The sequence below is a fragment of the Citrobacter sp. Marseille-Q6884 genome (assembly GCF_945906775.1).
GTDB lineage: Bacteria > Pseudomonadota > Gammaproteobacteria > Enterobacterales > Enterobacteriaceae > Citrobacter.
In genome coordinates, this window is record NZ_CAMDRE010000002.1 from 1,180,695 (window position 1) to 1,204,676 (window position 23,982).

Sequence of the window (23,982 nt, forward strand, 5' to 3'; positions counted from 1 at the left end):
GCTCGGTATTCAGGGAGTACTGCCTGCAAATGAGGCGGCTTTTGGTGTTGCGATGCTGCATTTTGCCAATGATGTGACGATGACATTTATTCTCGGGTTCCTGCTGCATTTGTTATTTGTCTGGTTGATTCCGTTCAAGCTCTACAAAAACGTCTATTTAACGGTGCACATCCAACTCTTCCTGGCGACTTTTATGGTGCTTTCGTTACCCGGCGTATTGGGATTATCGGGCTTTCCGCTGATCTTAACCGGTGCCGTACTCTGCGCGCTGTACTGGACAATCACTCCGGCGATTACCCGCTCATTAGCACACCACTTTGTTGGCGATGATCTGACACTGGGTCATCACCAACAGGTCGGCGCGTGGGTGGCGAGCCGCATTGCGAAGGTGTGCGGAAATCCGGACCAGGATGCAGAAGAGATGAAATTGCCTGGTTTTCTGGCGATTTTCCGCGATAACACCATTTCGCTCTCGTTTCTGATGCCGCTTATTTTCCTGGGCATTGGACTGGCAGTGGGCGCTGATGGAGTTAGTCAACTGAGCGGTAAAACTCATTGGGTCGTTTGGCTGATCATGGAAGGACTGACCTTTACTGCCGGAGTCGTGATCCTGCTTATCGGTGTACGCATGTTTATTGGTTCGATTGTCCCCGCGTTTAAAGGCATATCGGATCGTTTGCTACCGAACGCTGTTCCCGCATTGGATTGTCCCGCGCTGTACCCTTACTCACCGACAGGCGCGATGCTGGGTTTTATCGCTTCGGTGGCCGGGGCGCTGGTGGTGATGGGAGCAACGATTGCCTTTAATAGCCCAATTATTGTGTTTCCAAGTCCGATCATCATGTTCTTTGACGGCTGCACCATGGGAGTGTTTGGTAACAAATACGGTGGTTACAAGGGAGCTCTGGCAGCCGGTTTTGTCACCAGTCTTCTTGCGCACGCGGGCATCATTTTGCTCTACCCGCTGATGGGCTCTCTGTTCGGTACTGGCCTGATGTTCTCCAATATCGATTTCACCCTCGTCTGGCTACCGCTGTTGTATCTGCTGAAGTTTGTTGGCACCGCGTTTGGCCTGGTGCTGTAACTGTTGTGGAGGTCGTAATGAAAATTCAACTGGCGCTCGATTTACTCGACCGCGATCAGGCACTGGATGTTGTGCGCGCCGCGGGCCCGTATGTCGATATCATTGAAGTAGGAACCTCACTGCTCAAGCTGTGCGGTATTCAGATTGCCACAGATATTCGGGCCATTTGCCCAGACAAACCATTGTTCATTGATATGAAAATTATCGATGGGCCAATGCGTGAAGCCACATTAATGGTCAGGTGTAAACCGGAAAGCTATTCAATGTTGGCAGTCTCCAGCGATACGGCTGTTAAAAAAGTGTTGGCCATTGCCAAAGAAAACAATGCAGAAGTGGTTTTCGATCTGCAATCTGTGCCAAATCCGGTACAGCGAGCCAAAGAGCTCAAAGCGTTAGGCGCCACGCATTTGTGCGTACACAAAAATTCAGACTGTGGTGACAATCCTGAAGAAGCCTTCCGTGAATATCTTGATATCCGTGAAGAAACCGGTCTGCCTGTCTCTTTGGCGGGTGGAATCAGCCTTAACACGCTCCCTGTAATTAAAAAACAACTCAACCCATCAGTGGCTATTGTGGGCGGTGCAATTTTGAATGCAGCCGATTGTCGGGAAGCGGCGATCGCTTTTCAGCGAATTGCCCGTATTAATGAAATATAAGGAGACCACTATGAGTCAACTTAATGAAATTACTCGCGAATCCTGGGCGAAGGCTACGTTCCCGGAGTGGGGGACCTGGCTGAATGATGAAATTAGCGCTGAGACAGTGGCGCCCAACTCCGTCACGATGTGGTGGTTGGGCTGCGTGGGGATGTGGGTAAAAACACCGGGTAACGCTAACATTTGCATCGACTTCTGGTGTGGTACAGGTAAGCGCAAAAAGAACCTGCCTGATATGAAGTCGAGCCACCAGATGGCTCGTATGAGTGGCGCTCGTGTTGCACAGCCAAACTTGCGTAGTACCCCATTTGTGCTCGATCCATTCTCGATAAAAGATGTTGATGCCGTGCTCTCGACGCACTATCACGCAGACCATATCGATATTCATGTTGCCGCCGCCGTGCTGAAGAATTGCGCACCTGATGTTCCGTTCATCGGCCCGCAGGCGTGTGCGGATCTCTGGATGCAGTGGGGGGTACCGGCTGAGCGTTGTAGAGTCGTGAAGCCTGGTGACACGATCAGCATTAAAGATATGGAGATAGTGGTACTGGAGTCTTCGGACCGCACTATCCTTATCACCGAACCACCAAAACCACTGGCAGACGAAGGCGCTGCTATCCCGGATATGGATCTGCGCTCGGTGAATTACCTGCTGAAAACGCCAGGCGGCAACATCTATCATTCTGGTGATTCCCACTATTCCAACATGTACGCTCAACATGGTAAGCAGCATCATATTGATGTCGCGCTGGGCTCATTCGGTGAAAATCCTATCGGCATTACGGACAAAATGACCTCTGTCGATATCCTGCGAATGGGAGAAGCACTGCGTGCCGATGTGATGATCCCTTTCCACCATGATATCTGGTGTAACATGCTGGCGGACACTAATGAAATTCTGACGTTGTTTGAGATGCGTCGTCACCGTCTGCAATACCAGTTTGTCCCTTTTATCTGGCAACCCGGCGGAAAATTTACCTACCCGCAGGATCGAAACCGTCGTGTCTATCAGCATCCACGCGGCTTCCCGGATATTTTTGAAGCGGAAACGGATTTACCTTTCCCTTCGTTCCTGTAGGCTGCTTATAGTGAGGACTGGCACCCAAGGTGCCAGTTTTTTCAGGAGGAAGCATGCAGCTTGATCACCTGGCCGTTGAGATCCTGAAAAGGGTTGCTACAGAACCTGGCATACCCCTGAAAGCGCTATGCGAGCGTATTGGCCTGTTGCCGCGCAATTTTTATTACCGACGAACGCGGATTGATGACTGGCTCGCTGCAGAGGGTTTCTCACCTTTACGTTGTGATGCGCATTATGGCGTGAGGCTGAACGAAGCGGATGTAGCAAAAGTTGTAGCGAAACTCAGCAGCCTCCAGACCCGGCATTACAAACTAAGAGCTGAGGAGCGACACGACAATCTTCTACTTCATCTTGCCTGTCGAATAAAACCTGCCTTTACGCAACACCTCAGCGAATTGAATAGCGTCAGTCGTAATACCACTCTCGATGATCTCGGGATAGTAAAACGCTATCTCCAACAGCAGCAGCTGAGTTTATTGGTTGATAAGAAGCAGGGATACCACATTGCCGGTTGCGATTTGGCTTTACGTCTGGTGGTTCAACATATGCTTCAGCGAACATTGAAATATGCCGATCATCAGGCTGAAAACCGAATTATGCAGACGATGTTTCACTATTTTCAGGCAGTTGGGCTGGAGGCGAATGAAGTACATAGAAGCATCGAACAGGAATTGTCGCGGGTGGAGAAGCATATTGATTGTGTTTTCTCCGATAAAGACAAGCGCTTACTGCATTACATTATTATGTTCAGTATTCTTGATACTCACAAAGGACATACTCCGCAATTTACGCCAGTACAAACCCGCTACCTGCGAACGCAGGCGGATTGCCAGGCCGCTGCCAGCCTGAATGCTGCCTTGTCACAGAGACTGGTGATGCAGGAAGTCTCAGGCAATACCTTATTCTATTCACTTCTGCTTTCCACCAGTAAAAAAGTAACGCCACATAAGGTTTTAGTCGGAGAAGATGTTCACCTGATGGCATCTGTGAAACAGTTGATCCTGCAGTTTCAGGCTTTGTCCGGCACCTATCTTCAGGATACTGAGCAACTCGAATCCTGTCTTTTTCAGCATCTGGGACCTGCGATCCAGCGTTGTTTATTCAACATGCGCAGCGAAAATGTTTTGAGGGAAGAGATAGTCCAGCGTTACCCACTGCTTTTCCGTTTTTGTAGACGCATTATCGTCAGGATTGAACAGGAGTATCAGATCGCTTTTTGTGATGACGAATTGAGCTATATCGTCATTAGTTTTGCTGCATGGATGGACAGAAGACCTGAGACGGCAGAACAACACATTTTGCTGGTTACTGAAGGTGGGCTTTCTTCCACGTCGATTCTTGAAAATCAGATCCGAAATCTGACAGTACTACCTGTGAATATTGAACGCATCTCCGCCAGCCAGTTGTTACAGCAAGGTGTGGGGCAGCACATCCGTCTGGTGGTCAGTACCACAGCATTAAGTTGCCCAATTCCTCCTAAGGTAGGATTTATTCAGACTCAGCATATGATGAGTGAAAGTGAGAAGCAGCAATTACGGTTGATGCTGGAGCGTAATATTGATGCTACTGAGATCAATGCGCTAGTGGAGTCTCTTGTGGTTTGCGTGGGTAGGCAGGCTCCACACTTAATGGCGTCCCTTCATCATGAGTTTCGCCAGATAATTAGTCAGTTCATAAAAAAGCAAAACCCGACATTGCTCTCTTCTTCACAAACTGACCAGCGACTATGCTTTGTAAACTTCACATCCAGTCAATTGCCGTGGCCCCAACTTATTCGTAAAGCAGCGCAACCGCTAAGGGAGAGAAAAATCATTGATGCGCAATACGTGCGTAATATCGTCAGGCAAATTGAGCAACAGGGTATCACTACATATCTAACACCGGATATCTTGCTGCTGCATGACGTGCCTCCCGTTGGCTTGACCGAAGGCGCATTATCGCTGCTGAAGCTTAAATATCCGCTTCATTTTGAACTACCTGAAATGACCATTACACCAAAGATGATCGTGATTCTTGTGCCAACGGCGTCGCTGACTCATATTCCTTTGTTAGAGGCATTAAATACGTTGATCAGTGATGATCCAATGTTAGAGCGCCTATTGAGTGCTAACTCACTTCTGGAAGTTGAGCGTTGTGTTCACGACAGCGGTATCTTTTAAACCCAGTGATTTTAAAGACGTCAGTTCTTTATTACGTGGGTGGGTAATAAAGCAATCCCCAGAAAGTTAAATGATGTAGATGTCAGGGGCGTAATATAACGTTCTGTTCCCAATGTTGCGTTCATTGTAAATCAGAAATCAAAAATATAAGGCGTTAATTACTGAGGGTGACAGGGCAATACACTGCGAAATGAAATATTCCGCAGTGTGATTTTTTATTTATGCACTAGAGAAACTAAGTTAACTTTCATTGCTTTTGTTATTGATTATTCTCCAGATAACACCAGATCAGATGAGGTGTATTCTCTTGAATTCCCATCGAAATCAGAGAAAGGAATAAAGTAAATGTCAGAAGGCAAGCTGGCGTTGGCTAAAGCATTGTCAACCATATGGTCCCCTCCATTGCTTAAATAAATATCCGGGTTGGTTGTGCCTGCATCACTAAACTGAATACTATCGAGAACAGGTGCATAACTGAAAAGTTGCACAGCCGCAATAGTATCATTTAATGTTGGTTCGCCTGCAGGCATAAATACGTATTGCATTGCTAATGTGCAAATTCCGGTGGTCGCGTCGAGGCTAAAAGTGTCAACAAGACAATCGATATAATAAAATGCGGATGGAATAGTAATTCTTGTATCATTCAGCAATGGAACCATCACGAATTGATACTGACTAAAAGATTGGTTCATTCCAGTTTCCAGAATTTTAGCTTTTGTCAGGCCACCGGTGGCTCGGCCAAAGTAAAATTGAAAGAAACTTTCATATGAATAATTCGGGTACTGGTTAATAACATCATTCAGTACTACAGAAGGGTCTTTAAACTGTGTTGTAACTTTAATAACGGGAGCGACTTCCATAACAGGATAGGAAATAGACGCCGATACAAAGGTTGAATCGAGCGCTGCAAGGTGAAGCATATTTGACATGTTTTCTGCATTCATATTATGTACCTTAAAGTGAAATTGATAATATCAACACTATGTTGATGTTTATACTCTATCTCTTAGACACAATGTGAACTGACTAAATAGAAACAATAACCTGCATATTATTTGGTCAGTTAATGGTGGTGTCGAATTAATCGCAAAGAGGCGGCAGAAGTTAGATTGCCTGATTTTTGGCAGCTAACAGATAAAACTATCCATCCGACAGAAACAGAAACAAGACTGAAAAAGGAAAGGGGGCTCACGCTGAGCGGTTCAAGAAGTGTGTTGCGTCCATCGATTGAACTCATAGTCCAACGCAGTCAAACTGAAATGCTGTCTGGTCTACTACGAGTAAAAATATGGATTTATCATGACAGATTCAATACCTCCTGTATTGGAGAATCGGTATACTCGTATACATATTTATGCTGGCGCATTAGCATACACATCCAGCTGACTGTAAAACTGCTGATCCAGTTTCATTTCCAGTATCGAACGAATCTCAAACGCCAGATTTTTATAAAAACCCGAAAGCTCATCATTCTTGCACAACAATACAATTTTACGACGCTCTTTGCGTTTTTTGATCTGAATGATCTTTAGCGAGTCAGAAAAGGCAGGAATAGTAGTAATAAACAGCGGTGTCGTTAACGTCCACCCGTAACCGCAGGTTACTAGTTTTAAAATTTCATCAGCATTGTCCATTTCAAACTGAATGGCAGGAGATAAATTTTGCCATTTCAGCCAGTTGAGCGTTTGGATTCCCGTTGGCGTATTTTGTGTATAAGCAATGTAGTTCCGCTGCTTACATAATTCTTCCAGTTCTGTTTCCGGCCATGCTTTGGGGCAAATACAGAGAAATTCTTCCTCAATCAACGGATACATTCTAACATTGGGCGGCATTTCAGTATGTAACATCGTTACCGCCAGATTAATATCACCCTTATTAAGCGCAGAGAATAATCCCGATGCTGTGCCAGTTATCTGAAAGATATGTTTCACCTGTGGTTGAAGGAGCTTAAGGATATCCAGGCCAACTGTTTTGCTAATTGAATCTACAAAACCGATTTTCAGACTTGAAATATTCCCGTCGCCGATCGCATTAATATGTTCTTGCAGGTAGACACCGCTATCAATCATTTTTTTCCCGAGCGGGTAGAGTGCTTGACCGGCTATTGTCATCTGGATTGGTCGCTGTGAACGGTTGATCAGAGCAGTATTTAATCCGAGTTCCAGGTTTGCAACCTGCTGCGAAATTGATGACTGAGTTACGTTGAGCTTCCTGGCTGCAGCTGTAAATGAGCCCGTGTCTATTACGGCCAGAAATGCCTGTAATTGCTTAAAATCGAAGTTAATATCGTTCATTTACACCCCTGAGTATTACTGTTTTTAATAGTATCTATCTAACTTTTAAATGGTGTTTTTTCTTTGAGCTACTTCAAACTATCTGTCATAACGGCAAATTAATGTATAGGTAACCTTAATACACAAGAGAAACAGTTATGCGTGAAGAGAAGGACTTATTAGGAACTTTAATGGTGCCAGAAGAAGCTTACTACGGTATTCAAACACAACGTGCGGTGCTGAATTTCTCCGTGTCGGGCAAAACAGCAGGAGAAATCCCTCACTTTTTATGGTCTATCGCCGCCATCAAGCAAGCGGCAGCACAAGCGAACAGACAAATTGGTGCGCTCGATCACCATAAGGCGTCGGTCATTGTTACAGCATTGAAGGAGGTAATGGCCGGCGATTATGATGCCCATTTCCCTATTGATGTTTTTCAGGGAGGAGGCGGTACTTCAACCAATATGAACATGAATGAAGTGGTCGCTAACCGTGCTAATGAGCTAATCACTGGTAAACGCGGATATGATGAGATTCACCCGAATACCCACGTTAATATGGGACAATCTACGAATGACGTCATCCCTGCGGCGATGAAAATGACCAGCCGCATGAATATCAATCAACTGTTGGTTCAATTAGAAAAACTTGAAGCAGTGCTATCAGAAAAAAGTTGCCTGTTTGCTGACAAGGTGAAGTTGGGGAGAACCTGCTTACAAGATGCCGTGCCGATGACATTTGGCCAGCAATTTGGCGCTTATTGTACGCAGGTCAGCAGACTTAGAGCAAAAATGGTGGAAGTAAGCGAAGAAGCATTGTTTTTACCGCTGGGCGCGACAGCAATAGGTACCGGTTTGTCCACTCACGAAGGATATATCCCGGCAGTTTATCAGTGGCTGGAAAGTATTACTGGGGATAAATATACACCAGAATCGGATTTCTTTGACGGTCTCCAGCATGGTGATTTTTATATTGAATTTTCCTCTCAGCTTAAAAAAATCGCTGCATTTCTATCAAAAATGGCTACCGATTTTCGTATTCAGGGTTCAGGACCAAGAGCAGGCTTTAATGAAATTATTGTTCCTGCTGTTCAACCAGGTTCTTCAATTATGCCCGGGAAAATTAATCCAGTGATGCCTGAACTGATAAATCAAATTGCGTATCAGGTGATTGGCAATGACCTCACTGTGACGATGGCGGTTGAGGGCGGTGAACTTGATCTGAACGTGTGGGAACCGGTGTTGTTGAAAGCGCTCTTTGAATCGTGCTCGTTATTAAGTAACGGGATACCGCTATTTATTGATAAATGCCTGAAGGATATCGCGATCAACGAAGAGGTGAGCGCTCGTTATGCAGAGGAAAGTACGGCGCTTGCGACCATCATCGCAACACTATTTGGCTATGAGGTTGGATCCAGAATTGCCAAAACAGCATTTCAGCAGCAGATCAGTGTAAAGCAGGTCGTGTTAGCGGAAAAGCTGCTAACGCCAGAGCAGGCAGCTTATTTGCTTGATCCGATGAATATGACTGACCCACAAAAAAGTACAGCAGTGATTAAACGCTATCAAAAAGAAATGAATATTTCGTAGTTAGCTGATTCAATAAATGTATAGGTAAATCATTGAAACAGGAGAAAACCTTCTGCCAGATCAATAAATTGGGAAAATTTAGCGATTTGACAGAAGGATAACTGAGATGCTTGCAGAAAGATTACGCAACGTTGCGTGTGTGACCGGCAAGAACCGCCAGCGCGTCGCTATTCTCGATAGTGATATATTTGCCTTTCACTGCCAGCATGCCACTTTTCTGGAATCGACCCAGCAGGCGGCTAATGGTTTCGACCGTCAGGCCGAGGTAGTTACCGATATCACCACGGGTCATCGTCAGACGGAATTCGCGTGGTGAGAAACCACGTTGTGCGAAGCGACGGGACAGATTGTAGATAAAGGCGGCTAAACGCTCTTCTGCATTTTTCTTTGACAGTAACAGGATCATATCCTGATCGCCTTTGATCTCACCGCTCATCAGACGCATCATCTGCTGACGCAGGTTAGGCATCTTACCAGACAGGTCATCCAGCGTTTCGAACGGGATTTCACATACCATTGAGGTTTCAAGCGCCTGGGCAAAGCTTGGATGATGGCCGCTGCCGATGGCATCAAAACCCACTAAATCACCTGCCAGATGAAAACCGGTGATTTGCTCATCGCCTTGCTCGGTAATGGTATAGCTTTTAATCGTTCCGGAGCGGATAGCATAGAGTGATTTAAGCTCATCACCTGCTTTAAAGAGCGTCTGCCCTTTTTGGATAGGCTTTTTGCGCTCGATGATATTGTCGAGCTGGTCAAGCTCATGCTCGTTAAGTGTGAACGGGATGCAAAGCTGGCTGATGCTGCAATCCTGGCAATGGATAGCACAACCGCCAGACTGAATGCGCCGTATAATTCGCTTTTCCGGGATCATAGGTCTGCTCAAGCCGTAATTGATATTTGTCAATTTTAACATCTTTTTGGTGAGCACGTAAGCCTGAGCGACTCCCAATAGAGAATAATTCAGGCATAAGCCGGTTGAATGTTTGTATCTGTTTGATTAACCACAGTTTATCTGCGGTTGTTTTATATGAAAGTGTGATGAATAAGGCATTAATTGCCTGGAGACTAGAGTAGCAAATAGCCTTCGTGGCGTAATAACCACTCTTTTCGCTGCACGCCTCCGGCATATCCTGTCATCGTGCCGTTGCGTCCTATGACTCGATGACACGGCACCACGATGCTGACCGGGTTAGCGCCATTTGCGGCTCCGACAGCTCTGGCTGCGCCTGGGCGTCCCAACTGTTCCGCCAGTTGACCATAATGCATAACCTGTCCGCAGGGGATGGTGCGTAGCGCTTGCCAAACTTCACGCTGGAAAGGCGTTCCTGCTGTTGCCGTTTCAAGTGAATCAATAATGCTGAGATTTCCCGCGAAATATTCAGACAGTTTATCACTCAGCCCGCCGGGGTTTTTGGCGGTGGTTCGCTGAAACCCCTCAGCACGGTAATGGATATCCAGCAGTTGCTCCATGCGATCGCGGTGCTGGTCCCATTCGACGGCACGCAGGCGAAATTGCTCATCGCAAATAACCCAAAGCGGCCCCAGTGGTGTTGCAATCGTGTCTTCAAGTAAATTCAGCATCCGTTTCTCTCATTACTGGCGGGGTAATACCCGGGCTAATCAGCGAATTGACACAATATCACGCCACGGATATGCACAGCTATACCCCCTAAGATCCACCTGATATCCTGCGAGTTATTGGAAATTACCGTAAACCGTTGTCGGTATAATAGTGCGCGGTTATGATAATGGTCGTCGTAAAAATGCTGGAGGATGAAACATGAGCCCTGATGACGCATCGCTATTTCTTGACGCAATGGGAGATGTTGAACCTCTGAAGGGGGCCGCCAATGTTCACTGGCAGCCTGTGCGTAACCTTCGCGCGCCGACGCGGATCGATACGCTGCAGCTGGATAATCCTCTTTCGACGGGATTTCTTGATATCGTGCCGTTGAGTGTACCGTTAGCGTTTCGCCGCGACGGCTTGCAGCATGGCGTTATCGACAAATTACGTAGCGGAAAATATCCCCAGCAGGCAAGCCTCAATCTTTTGCGCCAGCCCGTTGAAACCTGCCGCCAGATGCTGTTTAGCTTTATCCTCCAGGCGCAGGAGGATAATTTACGTAATGTATTGGTGATCCACGGTAAGGGACGCGATGATCATTCCCATGCCAACATTGTACGCAGCTATGTGGCGCGTTGGCTGACAGAACTCGATGACGTACAGGCATATTGTACGGCGCTGCCGCACCATGGCGGCAGCGGGGCATGTTATGTGGCGCTTCGTAAAACGGCACTGGCAAAACAAGATAACTGGGAACGCCATGCGAAGCGTAGCCGCTAATGGGCTACTCAGGCTGCCAGTACGCGGTTTCTGCCTTCATTTTTCGCTTTGTACAACGCTTCGTCCACGCGTTTGAATAACTCATCAATGCTTTCATTCGGTGCGTGACGCGCCACGCCGATGCTCACGGTAAAGCGGGGAAGACCTGGGATTGTTACCCTCGCTACCGTCGCGCGGATCGCTTCTGCCAGGCTCAGGGCGACATCCAGTGAGGTTCGTGGCAATAGCAGCACAAATTCTTCGCCTCCCCAGCGAAAAACCAGATCGTCTTTTCGCGCGCAGGATTCCAGCGTCCGCGCCAGCGCACACAGCACCTCATCACCTTTTAAATGTCCGAAGAGATCGTTGATGCTTTTAAAACGATCGGTGTCGATCAGCAGTAAACAGTAATCCTGCGTCAACGACAGCATGTGCGTCTGTTCCGGCTCGGTAATCTGATAAAAATGTCGGCGGTTCAGCAGTCCGGTGAGGACATCATGCAAGGCCGCCCGTTCCAGTTCCTGCTCAAGACGCTTTTGTTCGGTAATATCGTGAATAATGCACAACATCAGTTTATTACCGTAAATCTCGAGCGGACCGGCATACGTTTGTACGTGGCGGGTAGTGCCATCGGCAAGTTTGTGGACAAAATGTAAGGGCTTATGGCCGCCTGGCAGATGCGCGATTTTGTGCATCACCGGTAATATCTGACGGCCAAGGGTGTTTATTTCCCAGGTGTGCTTTTGGCACATGACGTCATGGCTGTAACCATAGAAGGTAAGGGCGCTCAGGTTTGCATCGACGATCAGCCCATCACGCGACGGATCGATAAGCAACATAGGCGCTGAGTTTGTCAGGAAAAAACGGGCGTAGAATCCCTGTTTTTTACGCTGATAGGTGGCTGAACGACTCGCTTTTAGCCCCTGTGCGCCTGGGGTTTCAATGCCTTCGAAAACGATTATCTCCCCTATGTCGGGGAGAGACTTTATAGACAACCGGCAGGCCAGCGCGATTTCCTCACTCTTTCTGTAAACCGTGAGAATCTCCACAATATCATGGTGGTTTCGCAAATCGCTGAGATACATAGGCAAATCATTTTGGGCATGGGTTGAGAATTTCCCCTTTCTGAGGTGGGGAAAACCCAGATCCTGCATGACTTCCTGCGCAACGGTATTGGCGAAAATGAGTTCTTCGGTATAGGGCGAAACGATCCAAACCGGAATGGTTAATAAATCCAGCGAATGCAGTTCGTTTATGCTCATCGATAATCCCGTTATCTTCATATGCTGTGTGCCAGTGATTGGCGAATAATTTTTAATTATTCAGTCTCACAATGTTATTGAGTGCCGGTGAGACAAGGGTTGCACGATTGGTTTTGCTTTAACGGTATTTTCTATTGGTATCAACTCATGAATTCTGTGTGCAGGTAGTGGTCTCGCAAAAAGGAAACCTTGTAGTACGCCGCACCCCATTTGAGTCAGCAGGGTTTCTTGCTCCTGGGTCTCTATTCCTTCAGCAACCACACACATATTCATCGCGTGGGCTATGTCGATAATAGTAGACACAATTTTTGTGTTTTTGCTGTTCTCGCTAATATCTTTAACAAATATTCTGTCAATTTTTAATTCGCGTGCCGGAAGCGATTTCAACATCAATATATTTGAATAACCGGTGCCGAAATCATCAATAGAAATGGTGATCCCCAGCGCCGAAAACGCATTCAATACTTCTGCGCTGCGTTTTAAATTTTTTAACGCCGTGCTTTCAGTCAGTTCCAGCGTTAATTGTGTCGGTGAAAGTTGATACAGCGTCAGGGCGTTGCTGACAATGTCGACGATATCATGCTGTTCAAACTGCGTAGGGGAAAGATTAATCGCCAGCGTCCATTCTGTATGCCCCTGCAATTTCCATTGATTCAACTGACAACACGCCTGTTGAAGTGCCCAGGTACCAACCGGGATAATAAGCCCCGTTTCTTCCAGCGCCGGCAGAAACTCAGCGGGTAGCAGTATTCCGCGTTCGGGGTGATGCCAGCGTAACAGCGCTTCAAAACCGGTCAGTGTGTGCTCCCCGGCGGTATATTTGGGCTGGTACCACAATTCAAATTGATTGCGCTCAAGCGCTTGCGACAGTTCCTGTAGGAACGTTGGTGGCGTATCCGCAATGGCTTCCATTTCAGGTGTATAAACGGCCCAACCGTTCCTGCCGGCCTGTTTCACATGGTACATCGCCATATCGGCCTTCACTTTGAGTTCATGCAGCGTGGTACCGTGTTCGGGGTAAATACTGCTTCCTGCGCTCAACGAGACCCGAATCGTGCGTTCAAATAACGTAAAGGGTTCTTTGATAACATTGGCGATACGCGTCAGCAGTGGGGAGATAGCTTCGCTGTTACAGTCCGGGATCAGAAGAATAAATTCATCACCGCCGAGCCTGGCGAGCGTCATTGTGTCATCAAGGCAGGTATAGATCCGCTGTGTACTGGCGATGAGCAGTTGATCGCCAATGTGATGGCCCCAGGTATCATTGACGACTTTGAAGCGATCCAGATCGATAAATACCAGTGCAAAGTGGCGTTGATGAAGTTTGGAATGCTGCAGACAGGCCTGTAAGCAGGCATCAATCTGTGCGCGGTTAGCTAGGCCGGTCAATGAATCAAAGTGAGCCTGATGCTCAAGCTGACTGTTCAACTGGTGCAAATTATCAGCCAGTCGGGATGTTCGCAGTTGAGAATCAACCATCGAAATCACCAACATGATCCCCAGAATAACCAGAGTTATGGCGGAAACCCAGATGGAGAGTTCCAGCGCACTTATTCCCTCATGATGCGTGTGGCCTACGTGCGTAAAGGTTGCCGCCCCCATTCCGGTGTAATGCATTGAGGCGATTGCCAGCGCCATAATGAATGCGGCAATAAGGCGATTAATTAATACGCGTCGGGTGTTTTGGCGCAAATGAAAGGCCAGCCACAAGCCGACGCCAGACGCGCCGACGGCAATGATCACTGAAAGGAGAATGAGGGAGAAATCCCAGGTGATAGCCGCATGTTCAATAATGGCCGCCATGCCAACGTAGTGCATCGCCACCACGCCGGTGCTCAAGAGTCCGGTCGCGACGATAAGTCGTTTGTTTGATAACGTTTTACCGGCGATAGCGATACTGATGGCCAGTGTTGCACTCACCAGGGCGATAAAAAAAGAAAATGCGGTGAGTGGGAAATGATAATTTATCGGCATGCTCATTTTCATGGCCAACATACCGATAAAGTGCATCGACCATATTCCCATCCCCAGCGTCGCGCCACCCGATAGCCGCCAAAAGGTCGATTCTCGTCTGCTGGAGATCGCCACTTTACCCGCACTATCGAGAGCAATAAAAGAGGCGATGAAAGCAACAACAAAGGAAATCCCAATCAATACAGGGTCCCACGAAACATCCAGCATCTTACTACCCACTGAAAAAAAGCCGTGATGATAAATTTAGCAGGTTTTGTCCAGTTAACCTGGTAAAACCTGGAACGTTCTTATTTTTTTCTCTGCAGTATTAGAACGGCAGGTCTCACACTGTGAATAGCGAATATTTGCTTATGTATGTATTAATTATATTTACTGATTGGTAAGTGCGTATGGCAGACTCTGCGTGACAATACGTTGGCTTTCCCCCTGTTTCTTGTGCCTGTCAGAATATAATTCTGCATTAGTGTAAATTTAGCGTTTGAAGGTGTGCTTTAAGTGAAAAGGTCGCATGCTCTCATTGAATGTTCGGATTTTGTTTTGGCCTCATGGCATTCTGCTTCGCAAGTGCTATAAAAATAAATACCCCGCATTCTTCCTTGGTGAGCTGGATAATATGTTAAATAACATTAGCGTCAGGACATTTATTATTTTATTTTTGGTGTTTACTCTCTTTGTTATTAATGTGGTTGAAGTCATGTTGTCTGCCGGCCTTGATGTTATTATTTACGCAGATGTTGTAAGTGTTATTTCTATTTTGTGTTTATGGTGGTACATGACCAAATATCTGGTGGTGCCGATTAACACCGTAAAAAAGAGTATTGAAGAGGTCACATCAGGAAATCTGGCGATAAGTATTCCAGAATTTGGAAATAACTGTGCGGGGCGGCTCATTCCGGGTATTAATAGCTTATCCAATAATATTTCAGCACTGGTCAATGAGATAAGAACGTCTTCGCAGACGGCGATGGCGCTCTCCGAACAGCTGGCGGAGCGTAGCGCCGAGCTTTCCGTTAAAACAGAACAGCAGTCAGGCGCATTGACGCAGACAGCCGCTAACATGGAAGAAATTGCGGTCAGCACACGTAATAACGCCGATAACACGCAAATGGCCAGCACTCAGGCCAATATTGCATCGCAGTCTGCTCGTCAGGGCGGTGAACTAATGATAAAGGTCGCGGCAAATATGCGCTCGATCACCGAATGCGCGGAGCAGATGACAGAAATCATTACGCTGATAGACGGCATTGCATTCCAGACAAATATTCTGGCATTGAATGCCGCAGTGGAGGCGGCAAGGGCAGGCGAGCACGGTAAAGGTTTTTCTGTGGTGGCGGGTGAAGTGAGAATACTTGCGCATCGCAGCGCTGAGGCGGCAAAGAACATTAAACGACTGATTGATGAAACCCACCACAATGTCCAACAAGGGGCGGGTATTGTGCGTGAAGCAGAAAAAAATATGCAGGATATTGTGGATGGCGCCGGGCAATTAAATCAGTTAATGGGAGAAATACGCAGCACAACGCAGGAGCAGGAAAAAGGGATCACCCGGATTACTCAGGCGCTGGCTGAACTGGAAAACGTGACCCAAAGTAATGCTGTCATGGTTGATGAACTCTCCGACTCGTCGGGCGTTCTGAAAAGTCAGGTGAACGATCTCCAGTCCCGAACACATAAATTTCGCTTAAGTAATACCTCGTCGAATGAATTGTTTGGGAGAGCGCGTGTAAGTTCAGGTATATCAGCCCGCGATAAATACGGCCATTCTTTCTAATCCTGGTGTCTGAAACGCCGAGATCGTCGGCGTTTCGCCTACGCAAACACTTTTCTGAATCATTTCAGCAGTATGGGACAATGAGATATTGCTTAACATATACTGAAGGCTAGACTAACGATAAAGCTGAGTGTACGTGGAGGCGATGTGGAAGCCATTAAGGGATCGGAAGTTAATGTGCCGGATGCCGTGTTTGCCTGGGTGCTGGATGGTCACGGTGGAGTAAAACCGCTCGATAACAATGATGTTATCGACAGTCAGCATCCTTGTTGGCTGCATCTTAATTATACACACCCTGATAGTGCGCAATGGCTGGCGACAACACCTTTACTGCCCAACAATGTGCGGGATGCGCTGGCGGGTGAAAGCACACGTCCACGCGTCAGTCGGTTAGGGGAAGGGACGTTGATCACGTTGCGCTGCATTAATGGCAGCACCGATGAACGTCCTGATCAACTGGTCGCGATGCGTTTATACATGGATGAACGTCTGATTGTCTCAACGCGACAGCGCAAAGTGCTCGCGCTGGATGATGTGGTCAGCGATCTGCAGGAAGGGACGGGGCCGTCTGACTGCGGCAGTTGGCTGGTGGATGTGTGCGATGCGTTGACCGATCATGCCAGCGAGTTTATCGAGCAACTGCACGACAAAATTATCGATTTGGAAGATAACCTACTCGATCAGCAGATCCCACCGCGCGGGTTTCTGGCATTGCTGCGCAAGCAATTGATTGTCATGCGTCGCTATATGGCGCCTCAGCGCGATGTCTACTCGCGTCTGGCGAGTGAGCGGTTGTCGTGGATGACCGACGACCATCGACGTCGGATGCAGGATATTGCCGACAGACTGGGCCGGGGCCTGGATGAGATAGACGCCTGTATTGCCCGGACCGGGATTATGGCGGACGAAATTGCACAGGTGATGCAGGAATCTCTGGCACGCAGAACTTATACCATGTCATTGATGGCAATGGTCTTCCTGCCCAGCACATTTTTAACCGGATTATTCGGCGTTAACCTCGGCGGCATTCCCGGTGGCGGGTGGCAGTTTGGTTTCTCGCTGTTTTGTATTCTGTTAGTTGTCCTGATTGGTGGTGTTACTTTATGGTTGCATCGTAGTAAATGGTTGTAACAACAACATTTTTTAGGGACTTTCATGCGTGAAAACGCCCAATATTTTGAGCGAAGTCAATAAACCAACTACCTATTCGGGGCAATATCTCTCTCGCAGGTGAATGCAACGTCAAGCGATGGGCGTTGCGCTCCATATTGTCTTACTTCCTTTTTTGAATTACTGCATAGCACAATTGATTCGTACGACGCCGACTTAGATTAGTCGGCTTTTTTTTGCCTGCAGAAAATCAGCGTCTACCCTAAAAGGGTCAACCTGAATGACTGGAGGGTATATGACCTGTCTTATCGCGCTGTTGCAGCTGCTAGCGCTGCACTCTGATTCAATACCAACCGACCCGGTTCCCGTTCCCGATCCGATTCCTCGTCCGCAACCGATGCCAGACCCGCCGCCAGATGAAGAACCGATTAAATTGTCGCATCGTGAGCGGAGATCTGCGAGGATACGCGCCTGCTGAATATGAGTTTCTACCGCGAGATTAAATTGTGACCGCTTTTTCAACCCTGAATGTTTTACCTGCCGCCCAACTCGAGAATCTGAATGAGCTGGGTTATCTTGAAATGACGCCTGTCCAGGCCGCCGCGCTACCGGCTATTCTGGCCGGGAAGGACGTTCGCGTGCAGGCAAAAACCGGCAGTGGTAAAACGGCCGCGTTTGGTCTTGGACTTTTACAGCACATTGATGCCGCGCTGTTTCAGACGCAGTCACTGGTACTGTGCCCGACACGCGAGCTCGCTGATCAGGTCGCGGGTGAACTGCGTCGCTTAGCGCGGTTTCTGCCAAATACCAAGATCTTAACGTTGTGCGGTGGGCAGCCGTTCGGCGCGCAGCGGGATTCTCTTCAGCATGCGCCGCACATCATCGTCGCTACGCCGGGCCGCTTACTTGACCATCTGCAAAAAGGCACCGTATCGCTGGATGCCCTGAATACGCTGGTGATGGATGAAGCCGATCGTATGCTGGATATGGGCTTTAGTGATGCGATTGATGAGGTGATCCGTTTTGCACCTGCGTCACGTCAGACGTTGCTGTTTTCAGCGACCTGGCCAGAAGCGATTGCCGCGATCAGTGGCCGGGTACAACAAAATCCGTTAACAATCGAGATCGACACGGTTGATGCGCTTCCGGCGATTGAGCAGCAGTTTTTTGAAACCTCCACGCAGGGCAAAATTGCGCTGCTGCAAAAGTTACTCAGCCAGCATCAACCTGCATCTTGCGTTGTTTTCTGTAATACCAAAAAAGATTGTCAGTCTGTTTGCGATGCGCTGAATGCGGCGGGGCAAAGCGCACTCTCTTTGCATGGCGATCTTGAACAGCGCGATCGTGACCAGACGCTGGTGCGTTTCGCTAACGGTAGCGCTCGTGTACTGGTTGCAACGGATGTTGCCGCTCGTGGCCTTGATATTAAGTCCCTCGAGCTGGTGGTTAACTATGAGCTGGCGTGGGACCCGGAAGTCCATGTACACCGTATCGGACGTACGGCGCGTGCCGGTAACAGCGGGCTGGCTATCAGCTTCTGCGCCCCGGAAGAGGCGCAACGTGCTAATATTCTTTCTGAAATGTTGCAGCTGAAGCTGAACTGGCTGCCTGCGCCAGGCAACAGTGCAATCGTGCCGCTTGAGGCCGAGATGGCGACACTGTGCATTGATGGCGGCAAAAAAGCCAAAATGCGTCCAGGAGATGTTCTGGGGGCGTTAACCGGTGATATAGGTCTGGATGGGGCCGATATTGGCAAAATTGCCGTTCACCCGGCGCATGTCTATGTTGCTGTTCGCCAGTCTGTCGCGCACAAAGCGTGGAAGCAACTGCAAAACGGCAAGATTAAAGGCAAAACCTGCCGTGTTCGTTTGCTGAAATAAATATCTGACCGGAGTGCCCGATGGCACTCCGCTTATCCGGTTACTTCACTTCGACAACGTTCAGTCGCAACTCATCGAGTTGGTTTTCATCTTCTTCTGGCTGCCAGCCTGCGGGTTGCAGTGGGATCTCTTCACGATCAAACGCCAGGTCACCACCGTCCACGACTTCAGATCCGTGTTTAATGCCTTTAAAATCGAACAGATTAATATCGCTCAGATGCGAAGGTACAACGTTTTGCATCGCGCTGAACATGGTTTCGATGCGGCCAGGGTAGCGTTTGTCCCAGTCACGCAGCATGTCGGCGATCACCTGACGTTGCAGATTAGGCTGTGAGCCGCACAGGTTGCACGGAATAATCGGGAAACCTTTGGCTTCGGAGAAGCGCTCAATGTCCTTTTCACGGCAATAGGCCAGCGGACGAATCACGATGTGCTTACCATCGTCGCTCATCAGTTTCGGCGGCATGCCTTTCATTTTTCCGCCGTAGAACATATTTAAAAACAGCGTTTGCAGGATATCGTCACGATGATGACCCAGCGCAATCTTGGTTGCACCTAATTCCGTTGCTGTGCGGTACAGGATGCCACGGCGCAGACGGGAGCAGAGAGAGCAGGTGGTTTTTCCCTCCGGGATTTTATCTTTGACGATCCCGTAGGTGTTCTCTTCGACAATCTTATACTCAACGCCCTGCTGTTCGAGATACTCCGGCAGAATATGTTCCGGGAAGCCAGGTTGTTTCTGATCGAGGTTGACGGCGACCAGTGAAAAACTGATTGGCGCGCTTTGTTGCAAATTACGCAGAATCTCCAGCATGGTGTAACTGTCTTTCCCACCGGAAAGGCAGACCATAATGCGATCGCCATCTTCGATCATATTGAAGTCAGCAATCGCTTCGCCTACGTTACGACGCAGACGCTTTTGTAATTTGTTGAGATTGTATTGTTCTTTCTTTGTAACTTGTTGATTATCTTGCATTATTACCGTTCTCAAAAACCAAAAGGGGCATATAAGGGGCAAACATCCATCACAGGGCTAGTGTGTTATTCAACATTGCAACCTGATCGCCATTCATTTCTTCAATCCATGTACTGTAGACTTCGTACACCATTTGCGCGTTTTATGCCCATCTGATTAGCTATAAATGATGGGTTCGCTCCAGCCGATACAGCCAGCAGGCAAAAGTATGCCGCGTATGGTACGGATTACGGCGACGAATACCAGCAAGTTTTACAGCTGCATTCCATCTGGCACCAATGCTACTCATAGAGTAGTAAGATTTTTGCTCACCTTTTCGCATCCGTGGCATAAAAACAAAGTCCACGCATTGGTTTTCGGTCTTACCGTACTCTCGGTGGTGGAACACTATTTTCGTCTGGATACCAGGCGCAATAGCACCACCGCTCAACGTATTTGGGTGCGGCAGTCCGACAACCTTGCCGCTGTGGCCAGTTGGTTTGCTGGCGTATTGATTGGGAATCGTAGCGCTATTCAATGCATGCGCGACCACGCTACAGTTTCGACTCTGCATTTTGTTGATCCGCTTTATGTGCATGACACGCGTGTCGAGACAGCAAAATATCGCGCCAATCGATTCGAAATGACCGACGCGGAGTACGCAGAACTGCTTAATGCGCTGAAAGAATTTTGCGGCGCTGTGATTGTCTGCGGCTACAACTCTGACCTATACAACAGCGCATTGACCTGCGCTGTTTATGTAGAAATGGATGAGTTATATTTTTGCTTTGTTATCTAATAAAAATATTTGGGTACAGTAGTTTCCTGTTTGGGTATACATTTTTAATACTCCACCTTTGTTTTTAGACCAAAGAACGCCAGCGCTATCTGCGACGTATTTAAAATTATTATCTTGATTAAGAATTCCGGCGCAATTTCCCTCTTGTGTGATAATGGCTGTAGAGGAAGCATAGCAATAACCACCGCTTTGGGAGAAACGTACGGACTGAATCACTGTATCTCCGGTACTACCATAAGTCATATCAATATCAATATCGTCTTTTGATTTTTCAGGGAAGTATCGGATATTTACTCGCCTCTCTTTAGCGGAGTTGGCATTATCAAAAGTTGATTTAATTAATGTATTGCATTTAGTAAATCCAACATTGTTTGCCATTTTTACTGCATCTGCATCCACACCTGCATGGGTAGAGAAGGATGCCAGTAAAACTGATGAGATGATTAGCTTATTCAATTTTAAGTCCTTTTTTACAAATGTTCATAATCTTATCGGCAAGGAAAACATAAACTTAAGCAATAATTATGCACTATGGACTGACCCCGCCCCGGTAGACGATCCTGCCCAGTTGGACTGGCGCCGCTGAGGTGTCTGTTTAAACTGTGGTGATTCAGAACGGATAAGCGGGGAAAATGTCAGCACATTTAGGTCAGGAATTACGGGGTAAAAGAGGGGGAACAAAAAGCCCGCAACGAAGTACGGGCCAAACGGCTTAGCGGACCACTAAAACTGAACACTCCGCATGACGCACGACTGCGGCGGCGTTAGAACCCAGCAGATAAGTGGTGATATCGGGGCGATGTGAGGCAATGATGACCATATCCGCCGGTAATTTCTTGGCGATCTCCAGAATTTTATCTTTCGGTGCACCTTCTGCGACATGAACGTGCACTCTGTCCGTTGGGATATTGAACTTCTTGATAATCTCTTCCAGTTGAGATTTCGCTTCGGCTTTCAGATCATCCATGGCCGGTAGCTCTGCCGAGTAGGCCAATCCCAGTGAAGCGTAGTAGGGCAATGATGGGATAACGGTCAAAAAATGGACCTGTGCATCATCAATTTTTGCCTCTGCTTCAACATGGGCAATCACGCGTTGAGTTAATTCTGAGTCTGAAATATCGATGGGTACAAGAATCGTTCTGTTCATAAAACCTCCTGTTTAAGTATCCGCTTAAAGCTTACCGCGTAATGGCACTTTATGTACAATGACAGAAGTCACATTTTGGCATCACTTTATTTTGATTTCAGGGAATTTACCTTTTATTACCCCATCATAAAATCGGCCTTTCGAGACTACACCAAGAAAGTCACGGAAAATACGGGCAGGAACATGTCGATATTGCAGTGTACCTGTTTGGTGGAACTGAATTTCTAATGTACCGGAGGATTCGTCATAACCGACGGATGCAATACGGGATGATTTAACGGGGTGATGATTCATTGCAGTTATCCTCAACAACAGGTCTTAATGCACGATATCATCTATCAGAGGAGTGTTTTAAGGCAACAGATATAATGTTTTGATCTACATAAAACAGAATGACGCTGGAAGAGAATAGCCCGCTGTTTCCAGCGGGCTGACAGATTAGAACTGGTAAACCAGGCCTACTGCTACTACGTCATCAGTAGAGATGCCAGCATCTTTGTAGAAACTGTCATCTTCGTCCAGCAGGTTGATTTTGTAATCAACGTAGGTAGACATGTTTTTGTTGAAGTAGTAAGTCGCGCCGATATCAGCATATTTAACCAGATCTTTGTCCTGGCCAGCATTGCCGTTGTAAGTCAGATCCTTGCCTTTAGACATCAGGAAGGAAACCGCTGGGCGCAGACCGAAGTCGAACTGGTACTGTGCAGTGACTTCGAAGTTCTGAGTTTTATTCGCTACCCCACCTTGGTCAGTATTTTTCATTGAACCGTATGGAGTCATGTTACGGGTTTCAGAGTACATGGTGGCCAGATAGATGTTGTTCGCATCGTATTTCAGACCAGTAGTCCATGCGTCAGCTTTATCGCCGCCCGCAACGGTGTTGCCAGCAGTAGTCTGCTCGTTAGTACGGTCAGAAGTGGTGTAAGCCGCACCGAAGCTTACGCCCATACCCAGATCGTAGGTGGTAGAGATACCGAAGCCGTCGCCGTTCGAGTTCTGAACGTTACGGTCGCTGCCATTACCAGTGCCTTCCTGACCATATTCATCACTTGTCTGTTCGTTCGCGCCCTGGTACTGCAGCGCAAAGTTAAGACCATTGACCATACCGAAGAAGTCGGTATTACGGTAAGTCGCTACGCCGTTCGCACGACCGGTCATGAAGTTGTCAGCTTTGGTGTAAGAGTCGCCACCGAATTCTGGCAGCATATCGGTCCAGCCTTCAACGTCGTACAGTACGCCGTAGTTACGACCGTAATCGAATGAGCCGTAATCGCCGAATTTCAGACCTGCGAAGGCCAGACGAGTAAAGTTGTTGCTACGGTTGCCTTCGGTGGTGTTGGCATTAACCTGATATTCCCACTGACCGTAGCCGGTGAGCATATCGTTAATCTGAGTTTCGCCTTTAAAGCCGCCACGGACATAAGTCTGATCGCCATCATTGTTAGCGTCATCAGAGAAATAACGCAGGCCATCTACTTTACCGTAGAGATCTAATTTATTGCCGTCTTTATTATAAACTTCGGCAGCGTGAGTTGCGCCTGCAGCTAACAGGGCTGGGATTACAAGAGCCAATACTTTTCTGTTCATCGAAATAATCCTTTAGTTTTTTTATTTACCTGCAACCACCCGAGTAGGGAGTAAAAGCATGCTAAAGGAGAAGTTCCGTAAAGAGATAAATATGAATTGTTACGCCTTAAGTAAAACCTTAAGTAAATAATTCTACGGAAATGGTGATAATTATCGTGAATGTTTTGATTGGAAATATACAAAATAAAAATTATACAAGTCAATTGTCTTGCGATATTCTTCGCTCGTTATATGCCTTTATTGTCACGTTTTGTTTTTCGTTGGAGTATTAGTAGAAATATTGATTAGCCAGCGAATAAATTGACAAGCCCGAACAAGTGTTCGGGCTTTTT

General features: G+C 47.4%; 21 protein-coding genes and 1 pseudogene. 10 read left to right on the top strand and 12 right to left on the bottom strand.

Annotated features, from left to right (window positions below; translation table 11 throughout):
- The first annotated feature begins 19 nt into the window (after positions 1-19).
- From N7268_RS20915 to N7268_RS20930, 4 genes are read left to right on the top strand one after another with little or no spacing between them, the layout of a single operon-like run.
- Positions 20-1,084 carry a PTS transporter subunit IIC gene (locus N7268_RS20915; protein WP_260864705.1) on the top strand — a complete coding sequence of 355 codons (1,065 nt, stop codon included), beginning with the start codon at positions 20-22 and terminating at the stop codon, positions 1,082-1,084.
- A gap of 17 nt (positions 1,085-1,101) precedes the next feature.
- Positions 1,102-1,740 (top strand): orotidine 5'-phosphate decarboxylase / HUMPS family protein, encoded by a 639-nt coding sequence (locus tag N7268_RS20920; RefSeq protein ID WP_260864306.1) that lies wholly within the window; start codon positions 1,102-1,104, stop codon positions 1,738-1,740.
- Positions 1,741-1,750: 10 nt separating this feature from the next.
- A complete protein-coding gene (gene ulaG, locus N7268_RS20925) occupies positions 1,751-2,818 on the top strand; it encodes an L-ascorbate 6-phosphate lactonase (RefSeq protein ID WP_260864307.1) in 1,068 nt (355 codons plus the stop codon).
- A gap of 53 nt (positions 2,819-2,871) precedes the next feature.
- Positions 2,872-4,977 (top strand): PRD domain-containing protein, encoded by a 2,106-nt coding sequence (locus tag N7268_RS20930; protein WP_260864308.1) that lies wholly within the window; start codon positions 2,872-2,874, stop codon positions 4,975-4,977.
- 266 nt (positions 4,978-5,243) lie between these two features.
- Here the strand turns inward: N7268_RS20930 and N7268_RS20935 are convergent, their stop codons facing one another.
- Positions 5,244-5,921 carry a hypothetical protein gene (locus N7268_RS20935; protein ID WP_260864309.1) on the bottom strand — a complete coding sequence of 226 codons (678 nt, stop codon included), beginning with the start codon at positions 5,919-5,921 and terminating at the stop codon, positions 5,244-5,246.
- A 408-nt stretch (positions 5,922-6,329) separates the two neighbouring features.
- Entirely contained in the window at positions 6,330-7,271 is a 942-nt protein-coding gene (locus N7268_RS20940) for a LysR family transcriptional regulator (RefSeq protein ID WP_260864310.1), read from the bottom strand.
- Between the two features lie 137 nt (positions 7,272-7,408).
- On the opposite strand from N7268_RS20940, the gene N7268_RS20945 reads away from it, so the two are divergent.
- The gene (locus N7268_RS20945; protein ID WP_260864311.1) at positions 7,409-8,839 is read left to right on the top strand and encodes an aspartate ammonia-lyase; all 1,431 of its coding nucleotides are present in this window, start codon (positions 7,409-7,411) and stop codon (positions 8,837-8,839) included.
- A gap of 121 nt (positions 8,840-8,960) precedes the next feature.
- Here the strand turns inward: N7268_RS20945 and fnr are convergent, their stop codons facing one another.
- Together fnr and ogt are read right to left on the bottom strand one after the other, a co-directional pair.
- The gene (gene fnr / locus N7268_RS20950; RefSeq protein ID WP_003020397.1) at positions 8,961-9,713 is read right to left on the bottom strand and encodes a fumarate/nitrate reduction transcriptional regulator Fnr; all 753 of its coding nucleotides are present in this window, start codon (positions 9,711-9,713) and stop codon (positions 8,961-8,963) included.
- 194 nt (positions 9,714-9,907) lie between these two features.
- Positions 9,908-10,423, bottom strand: a complete 516-nt coding sequence (gene ogt / locus N7268_RS20955) for a methylated-DNA--[protein]-cysteine S-methyltransferase (RefSeq protein ID WP_260864312.1) — start codon at positions 10,421-10,423, stop codon at positions 9,908-9,910.
- A gap of 199 nt (positions 10,424-10,622) precedes the next feature.
- On the opposite strand from ogt, the gene smrA reads away from it, so the two are divergent.
- The gene (gene smrA / locus N7268_RS20960) at positions 10,623-11,186 is read left to right on the top strand and encodes a DNA endonuclease SmrA (protein ID WP_260864313.1); all 564 of its coding nucleotides are present in this window, start codon (positions 10,623-10,625) and stop codon (positions 11,184-11,186) included.
- An 8-nt stretch (positions 11,187-11,194) separates the two neighbouring features.
- Here smrA and N7268_RS20965 read toward each other — a convergent pair whose 3' ends face one another.
- On the bottom strand, positions 11,195-12,427 hold the full coding sequence (locus tag N7268_RS20965) for a GGDEF domain-containing protein (protein ID WP_260864314.1): 1,233 nt from the start codon (positions 12,425-12,427) through the stop codon (positions 11,195-11,197).
- A gap of 66 nt (positions 12,428-12,493) precedes the next feature.
- Entirely contained in the window at positions 12,494-14,608 is a 2,115-nt protein-coding gene (locus N7268_RS20970; RefSeq protein ID WP_260864315.1) for a putative bifunctional diguanylate cyclase/phosphodiesterase, read from the bottom strand.
- Between the two features lie 406 nt (positions 14,609-15,014).
- On the opposite strand from N7268_RS20970, the gene N7268_RS20975 reads away from it, so the two are divergent.
- From N7268_RS20975 to dbpA, 4 genes are all read left to right on the top strand, one after another.
- Positions 15,015-16,172 carry a methyl-accepting chemotaxis protein gene (locus N7268_RS20975; RefSeq protein WP_260864316.1) on the top strand — a complete coding sequence of 386 codons (1,158 nt, stop codon included), beginning with the start codon at positions 15,015-15,017 and terminating at the stop codon, positions 16,170-16,172.
- A 147-nt stretch (positions 16,173-16,319) separates the two neighbouring features.
- On the top strand, positions 16,320-17,303 hold the full coding sequence (zntB, locus tag N7268_RS20980) for a zinc transporter ZntB (protein WP_198904101.1): 984 nt from the start codon (positions 16,320-16,322) through the stop codon (positions 17,301-17,303).
- A 274-nt stretch (positions 17,304-17,577) separates the two neighbouring features.
- A complete protein-coding gene (locus N7268_RS20985; protein WP_260864317.1) occupies positions 17,578-17,760 on the top strand; it encodes a hypothetical protein in 183 nt (60 codons plus the stop codon).
- 28 nt (positions 17,761-17,788) lie between these two features.
- A complete protein-coding gene (dbpA, locus tag N7268_RS20990; protein ID WP_260864318.1) occupies positions 17,789-19,162 on the top strand; it encodes an ATP-dependent RNA helicase DbpA in 1,374 nt (457 codons plus the stop codon).
- Between the two features lie 40 nt (positions 19,163-19,202).
- Here the strand turns inward: dbpA and ttcA are convergent, their stop codons facing one another.
- From ttcA to ompC, 6 genes and pseudogenes are all read right to left on the bottom strand, one after another.
- Positions 19,203-20,138, bottom strand: a complete 936-nt coding sequence (gene ttcA / locus N7268_RS20995; protein ID WP_260864319.1) for a tRNA 2-thiocytidine(32) synthetase TtcA — start codon at positions 20,136-20,138, stop codon at positions 19,203-19,205.
- A gap of 49 nt (positions 20,139-20,187) precedes the next feature.
- Positions 20,188-20,529 (bottom strand): annotated as a pseudogene (locus N7268_RS21000) (tyrosine-type recombinase/integrase); the annotation flags it as partial.
- Positions 20,530-20,892: 363 nt separating this feature from the next.
- Positions 20,893-21,372: a hypothetical protein gene (locus N7268_RS21005; protein ID WP_260864320.1), complete on the bottom strand. Its 480-nt coding sequence runs from the start codon at positions 21,370-21,372 to the stop codon at positions 20,893-20,895.
- Between the two features lie 256 nt (positions 21,373-21,628).
- A complete protein-coding gene (gene uspF, locus N7268_RS21010; protein WP_003833207.1) occupies positions 21,629-22,063 on the bottom strand; it encodes a universal stress protein UspF in 435 nt (144 codons plus the stop codon).
- Positions 22,064-22,144: 81 nt separating this feature from the next.
- Positions 22,145-22,357 (bottom strand): KTSC domain-containing protein, encoded by a 213-nt coding sequence (locus tag N7268_RS21015; RefSeq protein ID WP_260864321.1) that lies wholly within the window; start codon positions 22,355-22,357, stop codon positions 22,145-22,147.
- 144 nt (positions 22,358-22,501) lie between these two features.
- Positions 22,502-23,650, bottom strand: coding sequence for a porin OmpC (gene ompC, locus N7268_RS21020; RefSeq protein ID WP_260864322.1), 1,149 nt, complete (start codon positions 23,648-23,650; stop codon positions 22,502-22,504).
- Positions 23,651-23,982 lie beyond the last annotated feature (332 nt).